We start from the raw sequence: 21,198 nt of genomic DNA on the forward strand, positions 1-21,198 counted from the left end.
GGGGTTCAGACCTCACCATCCACTCGAACAACTATTCGTGGAAATATCCGAGTGATTTCCCGGGCTGCTGTGACGGTTGTGCCGGAACGCGACGGAATCAGTCGGATGGGCCGCGAGTGAAACCGCCCGGGCCCGACAGCAGCTCCAGGGCCGCGTCGACGAGCACGCCGGGGGCCGGGCCGACGTCCAGCGCGGCACCCCGCTCGTCCGGTTCGAGCGGTTCGAGCGCGGCGAGCTGCGAGCCGAGCAGCGACTGCGGCATGAAGTGCCCGGTGCGCCGGCCGATCCGGTCCGCCAGCAGTTCGCGGCTGCCCGTCAGGTGCAGGAAGAAGGCGTCCGGACTGGCCTCCCGCAGGATGTCCCGGTAGCGCCGCTTCAGCGCTGAGCAGGTCACCACAGCGCCGCCGCCCGCCGCGTCCCGCTCGCGCAGCCACCGCCCGACGGCCCGCAGCCAGGGCCGTCGCCGGGCGTCGTCCAGCGGGATGCCCGCCGCCATCCGGGCGATGTCGGCCGGACGGTGGAAGTCGTCCGCCTCCGCGAAGGGCACCTCCAGCCGCTCCGCGAGGAGCCGGGCCACCGTGGACTTGCCGGTGCCGGCCACCCCCATCACCACCACGCACGGGGCCCGGTGCTCGGAGCCGAGGGTCATCGCGGCACCTACCACCACCGCGGGGGCGGTCCCGACGAGCCGGCCGGGTACTCCTCCAGCGGCACCAGGTCCCGCTCCCAGGCGGACAGCACGGGCTCCAGCACCCGCCAGGCCTCCTCGGCCTCGTCGCCGCGGATGGACAGCGCCGGATCCCCGGTCAGCACGTCCAGCAGCAACCGGCCGTAGGCGGGCAGCTGTTGCGGGTCCATCCGCGCGGTCAGCGAGACCGGGGCGAGCTCGTGGGCATGGGCGCCGATGCCGGTCAGGTCCAGGGTCAGCCCCTCCGGCTCCAGCTCGAACCGCAGCACGTTGGGGTGCGCCTGCCCGCCGTGGCCGAACGGCAGGTGCGGCACCGGGCGGAAGCGGACCGCGACCTCCTTGCGGTCCTCCCCCAGCGCCTTGCCGCTGCGCAGCCGGAACCGCGTCCCGGCCCACCGCCAGCTGTCCAGCTCCAGTTCCACCTCGGCGAAGGTCTCGGTGCGGCGCTCCGGGTCGACGCCCTCCTCCTCGGCGTAGGCGGGGACGTCGCGGTCCCCGATCCGTCCGGGCCGGTAGCGGGCCCGCCGGGTGCGGTGCACCACGTCGTGCTCGGTGAGCGGCCGCACCGAGCGCAGCACGTCCACCTTCCGGTCGCGCAGGTCCCGTTCGCCGAGCGTGATCGGCGGTTCCATGGCCACCAGGCAGAGCAGCTGCAGGAGGTGGTTCTGCACCATGTCCTTGAGCGCCCCGACCCGGTCGTAGTACCCGGCCCGGCCCTCCAGCGCCAGCGTCTCGTCCCAGACGATGTCCACCTCGGCGATGTGGGTGCTGTTCCAGATCGGCTCCAGCACCCGGTTGGCCAGCCGGCTGCCGAGTACGTTCTGGACGGTCGTCATGGCCAGGAAGTGGTCCACCCGGAACACCGCGCGCTCCGGCAGCAGGTCCGCGAGCAGCCGGTTCAGCTCCCGCGCGCCGGCCAGGTCCTCGCCGAACGGCTTCTCCAGGACGATCCGGCTGCCGGCCGGCAGGCCCGCCGCGTGCAGGGCGGTGATCACGGCGGGGAACAGCGCCGGCGGCAGGGCGAGGTAGACGGCCACCGGCCCCTCGCCGGCGACCACCGCGGCGACGTCGGCCGGGTCGGTGACGTCGGCCCGCAGGTAGCGCACGGCGTCCAGCACCGCCTGCCTGGCCCCGGCCGGGTGGTCGCCGCCGTGCCGGTCGAGCCGGGACGCGGCCCACGTGCGGTACCGCGCGGTGTCCCAGTCCTCCCGGCTCGCGCCGGTCACCCGGAGCGCGTCGCCGACGTGTCCGGCCGCGCGCAGGGCGGCCAGCGCCGGCAGCAGGAAGCGGGCGCTGAGGTCCCCCGTCGCGCCGAGGATCGCGAGCCGGTCGATCATCGCCGGCCACCCGCCCTCGCCCGGCCGAGGTTGACGCCGCTGGCGATGATCCCGATGTGGCTGAACGCCTGCGGGAAGTTGCCCGTGAACTCTCCGGTGGACGGGTCGATCTGTTCGGACAGCAGCCCCAGCGGGCTCGCCCGGGAGCAGAGCGAGGCGTACAGTTCCTCGGCCTCCTCGATCCGGCCCTGGCCGACCAGGTTGTCGACCAGCCAGAAGCTGCACAGGACGAAGGCGCCCTCGTCGCCCGGCAGGCCGTCCGGGGACTCCTCGTGCAGGTAGCGGTGGAGCAGCCCGCCGCCGGCCGACAGCCGCTCGGCGACGGCCGCGGCGGTGGCGACCATCCGCGGGTGGTCGGCCGGCACCACCTGGCGCAGCGGCAGCGCGAGCAGGCTCGCGTCCAGCGCCCCGCCGCCGTCCAGGTGGGCGCTGAGGGTCTTGGCGTCCTCGTCCCAGGAGCGCTCCAGGACGAGCCGGCGCAGTTCCTCGGCCGAGGCTCGCCACCGGTCCGTCCCGGCGGGCAGGCCGAGCCGCTCGCCGATCTGCGCGGCCCGGTCCAGGGCGACCTGGCACAGGGCCGCCGAGTAGGTGAACACCCGGCCCTCGCTGCGCACTTCCCAGATGCCCTGGTCCGGCTGGCGCCAGGCCCGCCCGGCGCTGTCGGCCAGTGCGGCCAGGCCGGCCCACAGCGCTGGCTGGATCTCGCCGCCGGCGCGCAGCCACTGGTCGGCGCAGTCCAGGATCTCGCCGTAGACGTCGTGCTGGCGCTGGTCGGCCGCGCCGTTGCCCCAGCGCACCGGGGCGGAGCGCCGGTAGCCCTCCAGCTCCCCGTCCTCGACCTCGTCCGGCACCGGGCCGCCCCGCAGGTCGTACATGATCCGGGGCCGCCGGCCGGACTCGAAGGCGTCCAGGACCCAGCCGAGGAAGGCGTCGGCCTCGCCGCGGAAGCCGATCCGGCGCAGCGCGAACACGGCGAACGCCGCGTCGCGGATCCAGCTGTAGCGGTAGTCCCAGTTGCGGACCCCGCCGACCGGCGCGGGCAGCGAGGAGGTGGGCGCCGCGACCAGCGAGCCGTTGGCCCAGTCGTCGCAGAGCTTCAGGGTGATCGCGGCCCGCCGGACCAGCGGTTCCTGGGGGCCGTCGTACGCGAAGTGGCCCATCCAGCGGTGCCAGGCCTCGATGGTGCCCCGCAGGGTCGCGTCGGTGTCGAAGCGGTGGTGGCGGTGGAAGCGGCCCCAGGACAGCACCAGGTCCAGGCGCTCGCCCCGGCGCAGCTCGTGGGTGCCGTGCAGGCCGGTCAGCGGGCGGTTGGAGCGCAGGTGCAGCCGCAGGTCCGGGCGCCGGTTCGGGCGCACCTCCAGGCCGCTGAACAGGGCCCGGGTCTGCGCGCCGCCGCGCGGCTCCAGCTCCGCGCGCAGCCGGACGGTCCCGTCCAGCACCACGGCGGAGCGCACCAGTTCGGCCCGGTCGGCCGGGGCGTCGTCGGTGAGGTCGGCGCCGGAGCGCAGGGCCAGCGCGTCGGTGACCCGCACCAGGCCGGTGGGGCTGCGCAGTTCGGTGGTCAGCACGCCGGTGTCCGGCTCGTAGCGCTGCCTGGCCTCCACCAGGTCCTCCGGGGCGAGGGTGAAGTGCCCGCCGCGGGCGTGGTCCAGCAGGCCGCAGAACAGCGGTTCGGAGTCGAACCGGGGCAGGCACATCCACGGGATGGCGCCGTCCAGGCCGACCAGCGCGGCGGTCGTGCCGTCGCCGATCAGGCCGAGGTCCTCCAGCGGCGGGTAGCCCTCGCGCCGGCGGACCGGCCGGAACGGTGGATCGGGGTCGTACATGCCGCCTCGCTTCCGCAGCGCCACAGGGGGTTCGAACGTCGGGGGCGTCCGGAGCCGCCCGCGCGGCCAGCGGCTCCCACCTTCCCGGGAACCGGTCCGGTCCGCGATCCGACCGCCCGGGCAGCGGTGCATTCCGGTGAAAGAACGCGGTCGCGGTGCCGGGCCGCCGTCCGTGTGGTCCGGCCGGACCGTGCGGGTACCTGCTAGGGTCCGAACGCAACGGCGGACTGCGGAGGTTGCGGTGGTGGACAGGGGCGCGGAGCGGGCCTTCATCGGGTCGTTCACCTCGACGGGCGGGCGCGGGATCGTCCTGGCCTCGTTGGATCCCGGCACCGGGGCACTGACCGTGACCGGCGCCGTGGACGCCGTCGACCCCTCCTACCTCACCGTCGGGCGGGTGGCGGGCGCCCCGGTGCTGTACGCCGTGTCCGAGACGGAGCCCGGCGCCGTCACCGCCTACGACATCGCCGGCCCCGTCCCCCGCCCGCTGGGCGCCCCCGTGCCGGTGGACGGGGACCACCCCACCCACCTGAGCCTCGCCCGGGGCCACCTGCTGACCGCCAACTACGGCTCCGGCAGCGTCAGTGTGCTGCCGCTCGCCGCCGACGGCACCCCGCGGCCCCCGAGCGCCGTGCTGCACCACCGGGGCAGCGGGCCGCACCGGGACCGCCAACTCGCCCCGCACGCCCACCAGGTGCTGCCCGACCCGTCGGGGCGCTGGGTGCTCGGCGTCGACCTCGGCACCGACTCGGTGCGGATCTGCGCCCTGGACCCGGCGACCGGGGAGCTCACCGTGCACGCCGAGACCGCGCTGCCGCCCGGCACCGGGCCGCGGCACCTGGCCTTCCACCCCTCCGGCCGGCACGCGTACGTGCTCGGCGAGTTGCGCCCCGTCGTGACGGTCTGCCGCTGGGACGCGGCGGCCGGGACGCTGGACACCGTCGGGGAGGCCCCGCTGTTCCCGGACGGCGTCGAAGGCCCGGTCTCGCCGTCGGCCCCGGTGGTCTCCCCCGACGGCCGGTTCCTGTGGGCGGCGGAGCGCGGCACCGACACCATCGTGGTGCTCGCCCTCGACGGGACGGGCGAGCGGGCGCACGTGGTCGCCTCGGTGCCCTGCGGCGGCCGCTGGCCGCGCGACCTGGTGCTGGGCCCGTCCGGCACCCGCCTGTACGCGGCGAACGAGCACTCCGGCGACGTCACCTGGTTCGACGTGGACCCCGTCACGGGCGTGCCCCGCCGGGCGGGCTCGGTGGCCGTCCCGGCGGCGTCCAGCGTCGTCTTCGTCTGACGGCCGCGCCCGGCCCGGGGACGGCCGGCCGGCCGCTCACTCCCCGCCGCGGACCACCACGACCGGGACGGTCGCGTGCCGGGTGCAGTGCTGGGCCACCGAGCCCAGCAGCATCCCCGCGAAGCCCCCGAGGCCGCGGCTGCCGACCACCAGCAGCTCCGCTCCCCGGGAGGCCTCGACCAGCGCCCCCGCCGGGGTGCCGTAGCGCGCCTCGGTGCGCACCTCGACCGGCGGGTCCTCCCCGACGGCCCGTTCGACGGCCCTGGCGACCTCCTGCCGCGCCCGGGACTCCAGCGCCGCCTCGTCGGTGCCCGCCGGAGGGAACCAGCCGCGCGCGCCGTGGTAGGTCGGGTACTCCCAGGCGATCACCGCCACCAGCGCGCTGCCGGTGAGCTCCGCCTGGCGCACGGCCCAGCGCAGCGCCCGTCCGGACGACTCCGAACCGTCCACTCCGACCACGATCCGGCGCTTCTCCTCAGGCTGGTCGGCCATGTCTCCTCCTCGACTCGACGGCGGCGGAGGATCGCACCGGTCGGTGGTCCGCCGTCACCGGGCTCGGTGTCCAGCCTCGTACCGACCGCACCGGGCGCGCAGTCCGGGCGGGTCCGGACGGGGCCCGGTGGAAAGCTTCAGATGAAAACGGATATCGTTTCGCTGGAAAAGTTTCGCGGAAACGTCGCGCCGAACCGGTTGCAGAGCTGGATGGACATGACAAACACTGGCGGGAAGTCGAGCCTCGAACGCGCACGGGACACCGCGGGAGTCGGGATGCGAGTGGACGCCGCCCTGGCCGGCGCCTGGGTGGACCGCTGGGAGCGCCAGCAGGAGCGGTACGCGGTGGAGCGCGAGGAGCGGTTCACCGTCATCGCCGACGTGCTGGAGCAGACCGTCGGCCACCGCGAGCGCCCGCTCGTCGCGGACCTCGGCAGCGGCCCCGGCTCGCTGTCCGCGCGCGTCGCGGCCCGGCTGCCGCACGCCGAGATCCTCGCGGTCGACATCGACCCGCTGCTGCTCGCCCTCGGCCGCGCCCGGCACCCCCGGATCGCGCGCTGGGTGGAGACCCTGATCGGCCGCCCGGGCTGGGTCGAGGCGCTCGAACTCGACCGCCCGCTGGACGCCGTGATGTCCACCACCGCGCTGCACTACCCGCCGCCGGACGCGCTGCTCGGGATCTACCGCGACCTCGCCGGCCTGCTGCGGCCCGGCGGCGTCCTGGTCAACGGCGACCACCTCATCCCCGACGACCGGCCGCTCGCCGAACTCGCCCTGGCGATCGGCCGGCGCCGCGCCCAGCGCCGGGGCACCGCCGCCGCCGAGGACTGGTCCCAGTGGTGGGCGGCGGCCGGGCGGGTCCCCGAGTTCGCCGACCTGCTGACGGCCCGCGAGCGCCAGCTGCCCCCGACCGACGGCCCCGGCAACGGCCTCTCGGCGGCCCGGCACGGCGAACTGCTGCGCGAGGCCGGCTTCCGCCAGGCCGGCCCGGTGTGGCAGTACGGCACCAGCTCCGTCCTGGTCGCCCTTCGCTGACGATCAGTCAGAACACGTCCGGAGCACGGGATTCCCGATCGGCACAGTCGTTGCGATGGTGTGACAGAAGCGCCCTGTCGATCCCCCGGGGAAACGGTTACCGTTTCCCTCGGCTCGGCCCCCCTCATGCCGACTTCTCATGGAGAGCTGGTTTCGCATGCGGCCCCTACCGCTGTATCTCGAACCACGGCTGGAGACTCCGCTCCGCTCCCTCCTGGAGGAACGCGACCTCCTGCACACCCTCACCGACGCGCTGGGCTCCCCGCTCAACCTGCTCCTGCCCGAGCAGATCGCGGACAACCTGGCGCGCTTCCAGGCCGTCTACCGCAAGCACCGCCTCACCGGCCGGATCCACTTCGCCCACAAGGCGAACCGCTCCAGCGCCCTCGTCCGCCGGCTCGCCGCCACCGACGCCGGGCTGGACGTCGCCTCGCTCGGCGAGCTCCAGCACGTGCTCGGGGCCGGCTGCCCGCCCGACCGGATCATCGCCACCGGCCCGAAGAACCGCGAGTACCTCTGGCTGTCGGCCCGCACCGGCGTCACCGTCCACCTGGACTCCCGCGCCGAACTCGACGACCTGGCCGACCTGGTGCGCAAGCACGCCCTGCCACCGGTGCGCGTCATGCCGCGGCTGTCCGGCTTCCGGGCGCCGGGGGCCACGGTGCTCACCCGGTCGAGCCGGTTCGGCACCGACGCCGCCGAACTCGACGACCTGCTCGACGCCCTCGAACGCCACCGCGACGCCGTCGAGACCACCGGCGTCGCCTACCACCTGGACACCACCGGCGTGGCCGAGAAGGCCGTCGCCCTGGAGACCTGCGTCACCGTGCTGAACGAGTGCCGGCGCCGCGGCCTGCGGCCGCGCACCGTCGACATCGGCGGCGGGTTCGGGGTCGACTACCTGGCCGACGCGGGCCAGTGGGAGCGGTACACCACCGAACTGACCGACGCCGTCCTGGGCCGGCGGCCCCCGCTCACCTGGCAGGGCCACGGCTACGGGCTGCGCGCCGAGTCCGGCCGGCTGCGCGGCGCCCTCGGCGTCTACCCGGCGCACCGCCCGGTGGCCGCCGAGGCCTACCTGGACGAGCTGCTCTCCCACCCGGCGCCCACGCTGGGGCGGCCGCTCGGCACCCTGCTGCTGGAGAACCTGTACGACCTGGTGGTGGAGCCCGGCCGGGCGCTGGCCGACCAGTGCGGGGCGACGCTCGCCCGGGTCCTGGAGGTCCGGCACACCCCGGCCGGCGAGCGCCTGGTCCGGCTGGAGGCGAACGCCCGGGACGTGGGCCTGGAGGAGCACGGGGTGCTGATGGACCCGCTGCTGGTCCCCCGGCCCGGCGCCCCGGACGGCCCGGACGCACCGGACGGGGTGTACCTGATCGGCAACCTCTGCCTGGAGACCGACCTGATCACCCGCCGGAAGGTCTTCCTGCCCCGCCTGCCCGCCCCCGGCGACCTGCTCGCCTTCGCCAACACCGCGGGCTACCTGATGGACTTCAGCGCCGGCCGGGCGCTGCGCCAGCCCGTGGCGCGCAAGGTCGCCGCGTACCGGCAGGACGGCGCCTGGCGGTGGCGCCTGGACGAGCAGTACTGGCCCGTCGACGCGACGGCGGGCGCGGGACACCGGGGGGACGGACGGGCATGAGGTACGACAGCATCACCGACGCGATCGGCAACACCCCGCTGCTCCGGATCGACCCGGCGGTCACCGGCCTGCGGCACATCGACCTGTACGCCAAGCTGGAGATGCTCAACCCCTTCGGTTCCGTCAAGGACCGCGCCGCCTGGAACATGACCCGCGAGGCGCTCCCCGGGGCCGTCGAGCGCGGCGACACCGTCGTGGAACTGTCCAGCGGCAACACCGCCAAGGCGCTCGCGCTGATCGCCGGCCTGCACGGACTGCCGTTCAGGAGCGTCACCAACCGGATGCGGGTCCCCGAGATCAAGGACCTGCTCCTGCTGCTGGGCGCCGAGATCGAGGAACTGCCCGGCCGCACCGAGTGCCTCGACCCGACCGACACCGACGACCCGCTCACCCGCATCCACCGGATGCTCTCCGAGGCCGACTCCGGCTACCTGCACACCGACCAGTACTACAGCCGGCTCAACGTCGACGCCCACCTCACCGGCACCGGCCCCGAGATCGTCCGGGACCTCGACGGCCGCGCCCCGGACCACTTCGTCGCCTGCGTCGGCACCGCCGGCTCGTCCACCGGCGTGGCGGCCGTGCTGCGCGCCCACAACCCGGCCGTCGACGTGCTCGGACTGGTCGCCCACAAGTCCGACTTCATCCCCGGCATCCGCACCATCGACGAGGTCCACGAGGTCGGGCTGTTCGACCCCGCCACCTACGACGCCATCGAGTCGGTGACCGCCGACCAGGCCATCGACGGCATGCTCACCCTGGTGCGCCGCTGCGGCCTGCCGGCCGGCCCGACCGGCGGCGGCGCCTTCCACGGCGCGCTGCGCCACCTGCGCACCGTGGACGCCGAGTTGGCGGCACGGGCGACCGGCGAACGGCACACGGCGGTCTTCATCGTCTGCGACCGGGTGGAGAGCTACCTGAGCTACATCCGTCACCGGCGGCCCGAGCTGTTCAACCAGCCGGCCCGGCCGAACTCGGTGGGGTCGGTGACCCCGGCCGAACTGGCCGCCGCCCGGACCGTCGAGGTCGACGCCGCCCGCAAGTGGATCGCCGAGGAGCGGCCGCTGGTGGTCGACCTGCGCGGCCCCCACGCCTACGCGGCGCTGCACATCGAGGGCTCGATCAACATCGTCGACGAGCTCTTCGACGAACTCCTGCACGGCGGCCTGCCGTTCGGCACCCACCAGCCGGTGCTGCTGGCCTGCCCGGTCGGCGAGAAGTCCGTCCGGTACGCGGCGCTGCTCACCCGGATGGGACACCGGGACGCGCGCAGCCTGACCGGCGGCGTCATCGCCTGGCGCGACGCGGGCGCCCCGCTGGTCCGGAACTGAGCGGGGACGGCCATGACCACCCCCGACCGGGCCCTCGACGGTCTCCACGACTGGCACCGTGAGCTGCGGGCGCAGTTCCCCATCATCACCGGTAACCCGGACCAGGCGTACCTGGACAGCGCGGCCACCTCGCAGAAGCCCCGGGCGGTGCTCGACACCGTCCAGCGCTACCTGACCAGCGCCAACGCCAACGCCGGACGCGGCACCTACACCTGGGCCAACGCCACCACCGCGCTGGTCGAGCGCACCCGCGTCCGGGTGGCCCGCTTCCTCGGCGACCGGGCCCCGCAGGAGTGCTCCGGCGTCCACTTCGTCAGCGGCGCCACCGAGGGGCTGCGCGCGGTGGCCCGGGACTGGCTGCCCCACCACCTGCGGGACGGCGACGAGATCCTCGTGCCCTTCGCCGACCACCAGGCCAACGCCCTGCCCTGGCTGGAGGCGCGGCAACTGCTGGCCCGCCAGGGCGTCCACGTCACGGTGCGCGAGCTGCCGTACGACCCGGCCTCGCACGACTACGACCACCGCGCGCTGGCCCGACTCGTCACCCCGCGCACCGCGTTCGTCGCCGCCACGCACGTGCACCACGTGTACGGCGGCGACATGAACGTCCACCGCATCCGGGCGGCGGTCGGGCCCGACGTGCCGATCTGTCTGGACGCCGCGCAGAGCGTCGGCCACCTGCCGGTGGACGTCGGCACCCTGGACGTCGACTTCGTGGTCTTCTCCGGGCACAAGGCGATGGCCCTGCCCGGCACCGGCGCGGTGTGGGCCCGCAACACCCGGGGCCCGGAGTTCGCCCCCGGCGGCTGGACCGGCACGCCCAACACCTGCGGGATCGCCAGCCTGGAGGCCGCCCTGGACTGGCTCGACGCCGCGGGGCCGGAACGCGTCCGGCTCTGGAACACCGCCCTGGCCGCCCGGCTCACCGAGGGGCTGCGCAGGCTGGCCCCGTACGAGGTCCTCGGCTGCCAACGGAGCCTGGCCGCCGACTCCGAGGTCCAGCGGCGGGAGGGCATCGTCACCTTCCGGCACCGCGGGATCGGCTCCAACGACCTGGGCTTCGTCCTGGCCAGCCACGGCCTGATGGTGCGGGCCGACGGGCACTGCCAGGGGCGGGCCGGGGAGAGCGAGAGCTCGGTGCGGGTGAGCCTGCACGTCTACAACGGCCCGGAGGAGGTCGACCGGCTGCTCGCCGTCCTGGCCGGGCTGTGACCGCGCCGGCTACGAGGCGGCCGGGCGGTGACCGCGCCGGCCGCGAGGCCCGTCCGCCTCGCAGCCGGCGCACCGTGCCGACGCCGGGGTCAGCGCAGGCCGGCGAAGAGGTCGTTCTCGGGAAGGGCCGCGCCGGTGGTGTCCCGGACCCGCAGGAAGGTCTCCACGCCCATCAGCCCGGCGAACCGTTCCTTCCCCATCTTCAGGAAGAAGATGTTGTCGCCCTGGCTGGCGTGCGCGGCCAGGGCGTCGAACTTCTGCCCGGCGAAGGCGGTGGTGTCCACCCAGGTGGTGATCTCCTCGTCGGGCAGGCCGATCTCCGGCACCTCGACCACCTCCGCCGACCCCGGGTCCGGCTCCTCCCAGTCCGCGCCGAACTCGCGCATGACCTCCCCGAACCGCTGCATCGCCGAGCGCGGCGCCGTCGTCCAGTAGACCTTCGGCGTCAGGTCGACCAGCTCCAGGGCCGCCATGGTGATCCGGTGGGCCTGGATGTGGTCGGGGTGGCCGTAGAAGCCGTTCTCGTCGTAGGTGACGACCACGTCGGGCCGGTAGTGCCGCATCAGTTCGGCGAGCCGGGCGGCGCCCTCCGCCACCGGCGTGCGCCAGAACGAGCCGGGCTCGTCGTTGCTCGCCCAGCCCATCATCCCGGAGTCGGCGTACTCCAGCAGCTCCAGGTGGCCGACCTTCAACACCTCGCAGCTGGCCTCCAGTTCCTGCCGGCGCATCGCGGCGACGGCCGCCGGGTCGTGGCCGGCCTCGCCCGGCTTGGCCCCGCCCGGTCCGTCGCCGCACCTGCCGTCCGTACACGTCACGAGCACCGTGCGAATGCCCTCCGCCGCGTACCGGGCGAGGACACCCCCCGTCCCGGTGGCCTCGTCGTCGGGGTGGGCGTGCACTGCCATCAGCGTCAACGGCCGGTCGGCCATGTGATCCGTCCTCGGGTCCGAAAGAGTCATCGCCCCCAGTCTGCGCCACGCGGACGGGTGCTCGCCATCCTTGTCGTGCTGTCCGGACAGCGGAGGAGGACGTCCAGCAGCTCTTCCAGGTCCGCGATCGGCTGGTCGATGAACCGGTCCTCCCGACCCGGCAGCTGCACGGCGAACGCCTCCACTCCTTCCGGGAGTCCGGCGCCCCACCCCCGGAAGACCGAGGCGCCCGCCCCGGCGTACGGGAAGCAGCGAGCCGGAGGGGGCCGGGCTCGGTCCGGCCGGGAATCGGCCGGACCCAGCTCTGGGCCGTCTGCGGTGCTGCCGAGTGCATGGGGTTCCGCTCCTACTGGTCGAAAGAGCGGGCTGGGGCGCGCTCAGCCGCCGTGCCAGGACTTCCACAGCGCGGCGTAACCGCCGCCGGCCGCCAACAGCTCGTCGTGGCTGCCCAGTTCGGTCACCCGGCCGCCTTCCATGACCGCGACCCGGTCCGCGTCGTGGGCGGTGTGCAGGCGGTGGGCGATGGCGATCACGGTGCGTTCCTTGAGCACGGCCGCCAGCGAGCGCTCGGTGTGCCGGGCCGTGGCCGGGTCGAGCAGGGAGGTGGCCTCGTCCAGGACCAGCGTGTGCGGATCGGCCAGGACCACCCGGGCCAGGGCGAGTTGCTGGGCCTGCTGGGCGTCCAGCCGGAGCCCGCCGGCACCGAGTTCGGTGTCCAGCCCGTCCGACAGCTCGTCCACCCAGTCGATGTCGACGGCGGCCAGCACCGCGTGCAGCTCCTGGTCGGTCGCGCCGGGCGCGGCGATCAGGAGGTTGTCCCGGACGGTGCCGAGGAAGACGTGGTGCTCCTGGGAGACCAGGACGACGTGCCGGCGCAACTGGGCCGGGTCGAGTCCGGCGACGGGCACCTGCCCCACCGTCACCCGTCCGGTGCGGGGCCGCTCCGCCCCGGCCAGCAGTCGGCCCAGGGTGGACTTGCCGGCTCCGGACGGGCCGACGATGGCCAGCCGCTCGCCCGGGCGGACGGTGAGGTCGACGCCGTGCAGGACGTCCCGCCCACCCTGGTAGGCGTACCGGACGTCGACCACGTCGATCCGGTCGTCCTCGGGGCGGCCGCCGCCGGTCACGGCCGGGGCGTCCACCTGGCCGACGCCCTCGACCCGGGCGAAGGAGGCGTTGCTGCGCTGGAGTTGGTCGAGCCAGAGCAGGATCTTGTCCATCGGCTCGGAGAGCTTCCAGAAGTAGAGGGCGCAGGAGACCACCGCGCCGGTGGTGACCGCGCCGGTGTCGCGCAGGGCGGCGCCGAGCAGCAGGATGCCGGCGACCGGGGCGATGTACGAGAACTCGACCACGGGGAAGAGGACGGTGCGCAGGTTGAGGGTGCGGGTACGGGTGGCCCGGCAGTGCTCCACCGCCTCGGCCGTGGCGGCGATCCGGCGGTCCTGGAGGCCCAGGGCCTCGACGGTGCGGGCCCCTGCCGCGGTGGAGGTGAGGATCTCGATCAGCGCGGAGTCGGCGGCGCCTTCGGCGAGGTATCCCGCGTGGGCGCGGCGCAGGTACCAGCGGGTGGCGAACCAGATCCCGGAGAGGCAGAACAGCCCGCAGACGCCGAGCAGCGGGTTGACCGCGAGCATGGCGACCAGGATCAGGAGGATCTGGACGAGCGCCACCGAGACCTCCGGCCCGGCGTCGCGCAGGGTGGCGCCGACGGTCGCGACGTCGGCGGTGCCGCGCGTCAGCAGGTCACCGGTGCCGGCGCGTTCGACCACCGAAGCGGGCAGGGCGAGGGAGCGGTCGACGAACCGCTCCCGGATCCGCGCCAGGGTCCGCTCGCCGAAGCGGTGGGCGGCGTAGCGGGCGAAGCGGCCGAGGAGCAGCTGCGCGAGCGCGAAGCAGAGGATGCCGAGGGCGAGTCGGTCGACGTGTCCGGTCCCGGCGCCGCCCCGGACGTCGTCGATGATCCGGCCCAGCAGCCAGGGGCCGCCCAGGCCGGCCGCCGCGGCCAGTCCGTTGAGGATCAGCATCGCGGCGACCGCACCGCGGTCCCGACCCATCAGCCGCACGGCGGCCCGGCGGACCTCGGCGGGCCCCGCGATCGGGAGCCGTCCGGGGTCGGTCTCGGTCTGAGCGGTCATCGGACGGCCTCCTCGGCGGGCGTGGACTCGGTGGCGGTTTCGCCGCGAGCCACCAGCGCGCGGTAGCCGGGCTCGGTGGCGAGCAGTTCCTGGTGCGGGCCGGCCGCCGCCATTCGGCCGTCGACGAGGTAGCAGACGGTGTCGGCCTGCTCCAGGAGGGCGGGGGAGGTCGAGGTGAGGGCGGTGGTGCGCCCGGTCCGCGCCCGGCGCAGCCCGGCGGCCATGGCGGCCTCGGTGTGGGCGTCCACGGCGGAGGTGGGCTCGACCAGCAGGAGCACCTCCGGGTCCGCCAGCAGGGCGCGGACCAACCGCAGCCGCTGGCGCTGACCGCCGGAGAGGTTGCTGCCCTGGGCCTGGATCCTGGTGTCCAGGCCGTCGGGCAGTGCCTGCACGATGTCCTGCGCCGCGGCGTCTGCGACGGCCTGGGCGATGGACGGGGCGGAGTGCTCGGACCGGCCCTCGACCACGGTGCGCAGCGGGCCGGAGAAGAAGTCGGCGTCGTTGTCCGCCACCACGATCCGGCTGCGGACCTCGGCCAGGGCTATCTCGGCGAGCGGCACGCCGCCCCAGGTCGCGGCGGACGCGCTGTACCGGCCGAGCCGGTCGACCACGGCCGCGGAATCGGCCGGGCGGGCGCTCACGATCGCGGTCAGCCGGCCCGGGAGCAGTTCCACACCGGTGTCGGCGTCGTGCAGGTTCGACGGCTCGTCAGGGGCGGGCCGAAGGGTCGCGGCGTCCTCGACGGCGGGCTTCAGGTCGAGCATCCGGACCACCCGTCGAGCGGCGACCAGGCCCCTGGTGAGGTCGTACCCGCCCTCGATGAAGTTGGAGACCGGTACCACCAGGACGGCGACGTAGCCGTAGACGGCGACCAGCGTGCCGATCGTGATGGTGCCCTCGGCTGCCATCCGGGCGGCCAGCCACGTGACCGACGCGAGGAAGAGGGCGGGCAGGCCGACCGAGAGCGCCTGGATCCAGCTGGTCACGGCACCGACCCGGTAGCCCTCGGCCTGCAGGTCCCGCGATCCGCGCAGGTAGCGGCCGGCCATCATCTCCTTGCCGCCGATGCCGTTGAGGACGCGTATGCCGCCGACGATGTCCGCGAGCCGGGCGGTCAATGCCCCCTGCTGCGCGCGGTACTCGGACTCCGCGCCCTGGAGGCGTTCCAGCAGCGGGCCGACCACGACCGCGAGCAACGGCACCCCCAGCAGGACCACCAGGGCGAGCGGGACGGAGACCGACAGCAGCAGCGCGGCCGCCACCAGGTACGCGACGACGGCTCCGACGCCCGGGCCGGTGATCGTCAGTGTCCGGCTCATCTGCGCGACGTCGCCCACACCGATGCTGGCCACCTCGCCGGCCGTCACCTTGCGGGGCAGTTCGGCACCCAGCCGGGCGGAGTGCGCGACCACGACCTTGATGGTCCGGAAGGTGGCGTCCATCCGGACCCGCGTCATGATGCGGTGGCGCATGATGCCGAGCCAGGCGTTGAGCAGCGCGGTGCCGACCAGTGCGGCCACCCAGCCGACCAGGACGCCGGTCCTCCCCCGCTGCAGCCCGTCGTCGATCGCACGCTGCATGAGGTACGGCGGCAGCAGGAGGCAGACCATCCAGAGGGTGCCGATCACCGCACCGCCGGTCACCCGTCGGCGCTGACTCATGGTCAGCCACCACAGGTAGCGTGCGGCACTTCGGTGGTCCGGGGTTTCCGGCTCGGTGTTCGAATCCGTCATGAGTGAGACCCTAACCGGCTTTCCTGGTCCTTATCCAGAATTCCTTCCACCTCCCGACCGCCGGTGGCTGTAGTGGCCACGGACAGGAGGTGGTCGTCATGAAGAAGCAGCTTCGCGGAATCTGTGCAGGCTTCTAGAACCGGCTCGACCGAGCCGCGGGATGCCGGAGTGCGGGGGGAGGAAGCGTTTTCCCCCGCATTCCGGTGCCGTTCGGAAAATGTGCCAAGGATTGTCCAGTGAAACGTCCGCCAGGGATTTCTCGACCGCCCCCTTGGACATATTGATCGGGCCGGCCTCGATCGACGCCGCGAGAACGGCTGGGAGATTTCCGTCGAGTCAGTCGCGGCTCGCGCCCACTCCGATGAGGATTCCCTTCCCCGTGGGTCGGGGCCGGGGTGCTCGACCAGGTTGGCGGCCGGGATCCGGCCGTCGTCGAAGGTGATCCGGCCGGGCATCGAGCCGCAGGCCGAGCAGGCCCTCGTTCGGCTCCACCGACAGGGGGTGTCCCGCTCCACCAGGAACGCGGTGCACTGCCCGTCGAACGTGGCGAAGACCTGGAAGAGGTCCGCGGTCTGCGCGAAGCCGTTCCACTTCTTGGTGCCGCGCAGGACGACGTCGGCGCCGTCGGCCATTCGCCGTGGTCCCGACGGCGGCGGCGTCACTGCCGACGTCCGGCTCGGTCAGGGCGAAGGCCGCCAGCGTTTCACGCCGGGCGGCAGATCGGCGTCGATCCGCTCGTACCTCGCCCGCTTGACGTCCCAGTTCTCGGTGGCTTTCTCGACCACGAAGTCGGCGTCGGCCTAAGGGCGAGTTGGCGGGAATGCCCGACCGTCTACGGATCGATGCGGCGGCCCCGCGTCCGGACACCCCTCGCACCGGGGCGGCCGAGTCCCCTTCCACGTCACGCGGGCGACCCACCGGGCACTGCACCAACTGGCGCGGGAGACCGGCACCAGCGTCTTCATGGTCGTGCAGGCCGCCCTCGCGGCCCTGCTCACCGGGCGCGGAGCCGGCACCGACATCGCCATCGGCATCCCCGGTACCGCCGCGACCGTCCTGACCACCATGCGCCGCGGCCAGGACGACCGGACGGGCCTCATCGAGGTACTCGACGCCCTCGAACAGCTCGGCCCGAAGGTGGACCCCCCGGGCCGGCGGGCCCGCTCGGCGCAGACCGGTGGGCGCGAGCCCGGGCGGCGTACGCCAGTCGCGGCAGGGGCCCGGGGTGGTGGTCGGCGGTCCGGGCGTAGCCCTCGCGGTCGCGCGGCTGGACGGATGTCGTCGGGCGGCCCGACCCGACCGGTTCACGAGCCCGCCGCGATCACCCCGTGCTAGAACTTCGGGGCCGGTCGCAACCACCGTCGCCGACCCGCCCGGCACCCGTTCCGCGCGCTTCCGTGCCACGCCCTTCCGACCACCACCCCCGGGGAGAGCCATGCCCATCGCCCGCACCCGTCCCGTCCGTCTGCTCCTCGCCGCACTGGCCGCCCTCGCCCTGCTGCTCTCGGGTGCGGCCGCCGCGACCCCCGCGAGCGCCACCACCACCGGCCTCGACGGCGCCTGGGCCTGCGACGTCCCGGCCGGGTACGTCTACGACCAGGTGGCGATGAACACCGCCTGCAGCGGCGGCGCCAGCTGGAACTCGCCGCAGTTCCACCTGCGGACCCCGTACGACGGCCTGACGGCCTGCAAGAGCGCGCCCGGCTTCGTCTACGACGCCATCACCTGGGGCAGCGCCTGCAGCGAGATGAGCGGCGTGCAGGCCAACCAGTTCCACCTGCGCACGCCGGTCGACGGCCTCACCGCCTGCGTCGGCACCCCGGAGTTCACCTACGACCACATCAGCTGGGGCACCGCCTGCAACATCACCACGGGCAGCGGCCAGTCCAACCAGTTCCACCTCCGCAAGCCGGTCAGCGGCCTGTGGGCCTGTAGCGTTCCCCGGGGCTTCACGTACAGCCAGACCACCCGGAACACCGACTGCAGCACCTACCAGGGCGCCACGGCCACCAAGTTCCTCCTGCTCGGCTGAGCCGTCCGCGGCAACGGGAGCAGGAAGTCGGCCGGCCCGACTTCCTGCTCCCGTCCGTGCGTCGCGGCGGCGCCGTCCGCCGGCCGCGCCACCGGCGCGCCGCGCTCAGGACAGGTAGTCCTCCAGCCCGCCGTCGCGCCGGATGTCCAGGGTTACGCAGTGGAAGCCGCCGCCGAGCACCCGGGAGTGCCGCAGCCGGTGCGGCAGGACGGTGATCCCGGCGTGCTCCAGCACCTTGATCAGGCCCTCCTGGCCGGCCTCGACGATCGCCGTGTCCGGCGAGACCATCAGCAGGTTCATGCTGATCCAGCTCTCGCTGAGCGCGTGCTCCGGAGCGTCGCCCGAGGGCTCGGCCGGCGGGCACCACAGGACGTCCCAGCCCCGCAGCGGCTCCGGGACGGTCTCCGGGCTGATCCGGTCCGGGTTGAGCAGCACCAGCCCCGGCCGCAGCAGCGCGATGGTGCTGTCGATGTGGGTGTAGCCGTAGACGTCGCGCAGCGGGTGCAGCCGCAGCCCGCCGTCGCCGAGCAGGCCGAGGGTCGACTCCAGCCAGCGCAGGCCGAGCTCGTTGCCGCTGCGGGAGACCTGGTAGAACACGTCCCGGCCGAGCCGCAGCACGTTCGCGGCGTCGAAGACCGGCTCGGCCTCGCCCAGCAGCGGGAGCCCGTCCGCGTCGAACTCGAAGAGATCGTCCGCCAGTTGCGGCCGGGGAGCGGCCAGCCAGCGCGCGCCGCGGCGCAGGTAGTCCTGGAAGAGGCCGCGCAGCCCGAAGACCTCGAAGTAGCGCTGCCGCATCGGGCTCGCCACCTCGATCAGCGTCTCGCCGACCACCAGGGTCAGGTCCCGCGGGCAGTAGGTGTGGAAGCCGCCGTCGGCCTTCCACAGCGGGGAGGCGAACTCGGCCGCGTGGTCGACGGGTTCGGGCCGGTGGACGGTGACGCCGAGGCCGCGCAGGGTGGCGGCCAGCGCGTCCAGGTCCTCCTCGGTCTCCTCCACGACCTGCCGTGAGTACGGGCCGGCCTCGATCGAGGCGAGGTCGGCGGCGCCGGTCTTCGGGAAGCAGGACAACCAGGCGGACGGCTCGTTCTGCTCGGGCAGCCGGGCGCCGACGGCGGTCCCGACCACGATCTCCCGCAGGGTGGTGAATTCGTCCCAGCTGTGGACCGGACGGGCTGAATCGGACATGACTCTCCCTTGACAAGAGTTCAGGGAAACACGGAGACAGCACTGCGGCACACGACGGCTCGAACCGCACCGCAGGAATTCGTCGCCGGCCGGCTCCGGCCGACCACGCGTACGGTAAATCACCGGCGGGGCAGCCGAATTCGCCTTTCGAGGGCCGGGATCGACGGTCAAGCTACCCGGACGACCGACGGCCGCGCAAGGACAGCGTTCGACGCCGAACAGGCCCCCGCGACGATCCGCCGGACGATTCGGGCGTTGTTCAACCCCCTCGTCCACGAGGTCGACCAACGCCCGGGAGACGATCCGGCAGGCGGCCGGAAAAGGACGACCCGGGCCGCGTGCTCACCAGCGCCAGGCCCGACGGATCCGGCTCCCGCCCGCCAGCGCCAGCAGCGCCCCGCCCGCCGCGGCGACCCCGGCCACCGCCAGGTTCTGGCGCTGCGCCCGGCGCCGGTCGGCGACGGCCGCCCGGGCCGACGCGGCCAGGAAGGCCCGCTCGACCCCGGCCGCGGCCAGCTCGCCCGCCGCCACCCGCCGCATCAGCTGCTCCAACCGGACACCCCGGTAGAGCAGTTCCGGATCCTGGTCGGCGTCCGCCCAGCCGCGGGCAGCCGAGCTGAGCCGGCGCTGCTCCCCCAGCGCCTCGCCGCCCTCCGCCAGCCATCCGCGCAGCCTGGGCCAGGCCTGCGGCAGCCCGTGGTGGGACAGCTCGACGGTGTCCCGGTCCACCACCACCAGCCGGGCCCGGACCAGCCGTTCCAGCACCTCGGGCACGCCGGGTTCGTCGAACTCGGCCCGGCGGACCGGCCTGCGGGTGCCCCCGTCACCGCCCGGCAGCAGGTCGAGGGCCGGCAGCGGTCCAGCGCCCGGCATCAGCCCGTCGCCCAGGCCCACCGCGCCGGCGGCCTCCTCACCGGCGGCGAGCAACTCCCCGCCCAGCCGCAGGAACACCGCCCGCGCCCGGGCCTGGTCGGACGGCTCCAGCCCGCTGTACAGCGACTCCGCCGTCCGGGCCAACGCGCCCTCGAAGCCTCCGGTGGCCTGGAACCCGGCCAGCGTCAGCGCGTTGCCGTTGCGCCTGCGCCAGGTCTCCAGCAGGGCCGTGGACACCAGCGGCAGCGCGCCCGGCTGCTGAGCGGCGGCCGAGATCAGCACGGCCAGCAGGGCGCCCTCGACGGTACAGCCGGACCGTAACGCCGGCTCGGTGATCGCCCGCCGTAACTCGTCCGGTGCCGGGCGCCCCACCGCCAGCACCCCGTGCCGGCCGGCCCCGGCCAGCCCGGGGTGCTCGGCGAACAGCGGCCCGCACTGGTCCGAGCGGAGCACCAGCACCACCCGGCAGCGGGGCGGCGCCGCCACCGGCAGTCCGGTGAGCACCTCGTCCGGACCGCCCTCGGCCGTCGCCACCAGGGCGTCCAGGAACCGCGCCCGCTCGACGGCGTCCCGGCAGCGGGTGCGCAGCTGCTCGCCCTGGTCCACCACCAGCACCGGGTCGCCCGCAGCCGCGCCGGACGCGCCGCGCGCCGCGTCGCCGGTCCGCTGCCCGAGCCGGGCCAGCGCGAGCGCGTACGCCTCCATCGGCCGCTCACCGGGGGTCAGCAGCGCCACCGGGACACCGGCCCCGGCTACGGTTCCGGCTCCGGTCCGGCCGGCCGGACCACCTCCGAGCCGCGCCAGCAGACCGGCTCTGACCAGCGAGGACTTGCCAGACCCGGACGGCCCGGAGAGGACCACCAGCCGCCGCTCGGCCAGTAGCGCGACCAGCCGCTCCAGCAGCACCTCGCGGCCGAAGAAGCGCTCGGCGTCGACCGCCTCGAACGCCGCCGCCCCCGGGTAGGGGGCCCGTCCGACGTCCTGGGCGCGCCGCCGGGCGGCGGTGTCGGCGGCCAGTTCGGCGGCGAGCAGCTGCCAGCGGTGCCGCCACTCCCGCACGTCCCCGCCGCAGGCCTGCACGTAGCCCAGGGTGACGGCGAGGCTGGGCAGCCGCCGACCGCCCGCGGCGACCGACAGGCTGGCTGCTGAACAATGCGCCCGGAGGGCGAGTTGACGGTACGGCGGACTCCCCGCGCGCTCCCGCAGGGCCCGTAGATCACCCGCGAAGCGCAGCAGCGGCCCGTCCCCGGGATCCAGCGGACTCTCCCGACGCGGCACGACGGCCCCCCTCTGTTGAATCGACGTTCTGAATCACCGTTCTCGAACCCGTGGGGTTCCCGCACGTCACACGCGCCGCGCGTGCCCCGTGTCGATCCCCCCCGTTGATTCATCATGCACAGCACCATTGGCGTCAAACAATGGTGCGTGCGGGTCGGTTGTTCCGACTTGATGTTCAATGT

General features: G+C 74.3%; 17 protein-coding genes. 7 read left to right on the forward strand and 10 right to left on the reverse strand.

Going from position 1 to position 21,198, the window contains the following annotated elements:
- Positions 1 to 97 precede the first annotated feature (97 nt).
- From ACIQI7_RS14415 to ACIQI7_RS14425, 3 genes are read right to left on the reverse strand one after another with little or no spacing between them, the layout of a single operon-like run.
- Positions 98 to 649 (reverse strand): gluconokinase, encoded by a 552-nt coding sequence (locus ACIQI7_RS14415; protein ID WP_401109064.1) that lies wholly within the window; start codon positions 647 to 649, stop codon positions 98 to 100.
- A gap of 8 nt (positions 650 to 657) precedes the next feature.
- Positions 658 to 2,025 carry a glucose-6-phosphate dehydrogenase gene (locus ACIQI7_RS14420; protein WP_401109066.1) on the reverse strand — a complete coding sequence of 456 codons (1,368 nt, stop codon included), beginning with the start codon at positions 2,023 to 2,025 and terminating at the stop codon, positions 658 to 660.
- A complete protein-coding gene (locus ACIQI7_RS14425) occupies positions 2,022 to 3,851 on the reverse strand; it encodes a glycoside hydrolase family 15 protein (RefSeq protein ID WP_401109068.1) in 1,830 nt (609 codons plus the stop codon). The genes ACIQI7_RS14420 and ACIQI7_RS14425 overlap by 4 nt, the downstream gene beginning before the upstream one ends.
- Before the next feature lie 241 nt (positions 3,852 to 4,092).
- Between ACIQI7_RS14425 and ACIQI7_RS14430 the strand changes: the two genes are divergently transcribed.
- The gene (locus tag ACIQI7_RS14430) at positions 4,093 to 5,139 is read left to right on the forward strand and encodes a lactonase family protein (RefSeq protein ID WP_401109071.1); all 1,047 of its coding nucleotides are present in this window, start codon (positions 4,093 to 4,095) and stop codon (positions 5,137 to 5,139) included.
- Between the two features lie 36 nt (positions 5,140 to 5,175).
- Here the strand turns inward: ACIQI7_RS14430 and ACIQI7_RS14435 are convergent, their stop codons facing one another.
- Positions 5,176 to 5,631, reverse strand: coding sequence for a universal stress protein (locus ACIQI7_RS14435; protein WP_401109074.1), 456 nt, complete (start codon positions 5,629 to 5,631; stop codon positions 5,176 to 5,178).
- Between the two features lie 276 nt (positions 5,632 to 5,907).
- On the opposite strand from ACIQI7_RS14435, the gene ACIQI7_RS14440 reads away from it, so the two are divergent.
- The 4 genes from ACIQI7_RS14440 (at position 5,908) to ACIQI7_RS14455 (ending at position 10,851) form a co-directional block, all read left to right on the forward strand.
- Positions 5,908 to 6,666, forward strand: coding sequence for a class I SAM-dependent methyltransferase (locus ACIQI7_RS14440; protein ID WP_387758784.1), 759 nt, complete (start codon positions 5,908 to 5,910; stop codon positions 6,664 to 6,666).
- A gap of 157 nt (positions 6,667 to 6,823) precedes the next feature.
- Entirely contained in the window at positions 6,824 to 8,308 is a 1,485-nt protein-coding gene (locus ACIQI7_RS14445) for a Y4yA family PLP-dependent enzyme (RefSeq protein WP_401109076.1), read from the forward strand.
- Complete coding sequence (locus ACIQI7_RS14450) at positions 8,305 to 9,639, forward strand: pyridoxal-phosphate dependent enzyme (protein ID WP_401109078.1); 1,335 nt, start codon at positions 8,305 to 8,307, stop codon at positions 9,637 to 9,639. Before ACIQI7_RS14445 ends, ACIQI7_RS14450 begins: the two co-directional genes overlap by 4 nt.
- 12 nt (positions 9,640 to 9,651) lie before the next feature.
- Positions 9,652 to 10,851, forward strand: a complete 1,200-nt coding sequence (locus ACIQI7_RS14455; protein ID WP_401109080.1) for an aminotransferase class V-fold PLP-dependent enzyme — start codon at positions 9,652 to 9,654, stop codon at positions 10,849 to 10,851.
- Between the two features lie 89 nt (positions 10,852 to 10,940).
- Here ACIQI7_RS14455 and ACIQI7_RS14460 read toward each other — a convergent pair whose 3' ends face one another.
- From ACIQI7_RS14460 to ACIQI7_RS14475, 4 genes are all read right to left on the reverse strand, one after another.
- A complete protein-coding gene (locus ACIQI7_RS14460) occupies positions 10,941 to 11,780 on the reverse strand; it encodes a PIG-L family deacetylase (protein WP_401109082.1) in 840 nt (279 codons plus the stop codon).
- 26 nt (positions 11,781 to 11,806) lie between these two features.
- Positions 11,807 to 12,082: a thioesterase domain-containing protein gene (locus ACIQI7_RS14465; RefSeq protein WP_401109730.1), complete on the reverse strand. Its 276-nt coding sequence runs from the start codon at positions 12,080 to 12,082 to the stop codon at positions 11,807 to 11,809.
- A gap of 75 nt (positions 12,083 to 12,157) precedes the next feature.
- Positions 12,158 to 13,915: an ABC transporter ATP-binding protein gene (locus ACIQI7_RS14470; protein WP_401109084.1), complete on the reverse strand. Its 1,758-nt coding sequence runs from the start codon at positions 13,913 to 13,915 to the stop codon at positions 12,158 to 12,160.
- Positions 13,912 to 15,648, reverse strand: a complete 1,737-nt coding sequence (locus tag ACIQI7_RS14475) for an ABC transporter transmembrane domain-containing protein (RefSeq protein ID WP_401109086.1) — start codon at positions 15,646 to 15,648, stop codon at positions 13,912 to 13,914. Before ACIQI7_RS14475 ends, ACIQI7_RS14470 begins: the two co-directional genes overlap by 4 nt.
- A 408-nt stretch (positions 15,649 to 16,056) precedes the next feature.
- Here ACIQI7_RS14475 and ACIQI7_RS14480 point away from each other — a divergent pair, with 408 nt between their 5' ends.
- Both ACIQI7_RS14480 and ACIQI7_RS14485 read left to right on the forward strand, forming a co-directional pair.
- The gene (locus ACIQI7_RS14480) at positions 16,057 to 16,452 is read left to right on the forward strand and encodes a hypothetical protein (protein ID WP_401109088.1); all 396 of its coding nucleotides are present in this window, start codon (positions 16,057 to 16,059) and stop codon (positions 16,450 to 16,452) included.
- Positions 16,453 to 17,083: 631 nt separating this feature from the next.
- Entirely contained in the window at positions 17,084 to 17,680 is a 597-nt protein-coding gene (locus ACIQI7_RS14485; protein WP_401109090.1) for a hypothetical protein, read from the forward strand.
- A 105-nt stretch (positions 17,681 to 17,785) separates the two neighbouring features.
- On the opposite strand, the gene ACIQI7_RS14490 is transcribed toward ACIQI7_RS14485, so the two are convergent.
- Positions 17,786 to 18,865, reverse strand: coding sequence for an inosamine-phosphate amidinotransferase 1 (locus tag ACIQI7_RS14490; protein ID WP_401109093.1), 1,080 nt, complete (start codon positions 18,863 to 18,865; stop codon positions 17,786 to 17,788).
- Between the two features lie 342 nt (positions 18,866 to 19,207).
- Complete coding sequence (locus ACIQI7_RS14495; protein ID WP_401109096.1) at positions 19,208 to 21,016, reverse strand: hypothetical protein; 1,809 nt, start codon at positions 21,014 to 21,016, stop codon at positions 19,208 to 19,210.
- Positions 21,017 to 21,198 lie beyond the last annotated feature (182 nt).

Origin of the sequence: Kitasatospora sp. NPDC092039 (assembly GCF_044756065.1) — a bacterium.
Lineage (GTDB): Bacteria > Actinomycetota > Actinomycetes > Streptomycetales > Streptomycetaceae > Kitasatospora.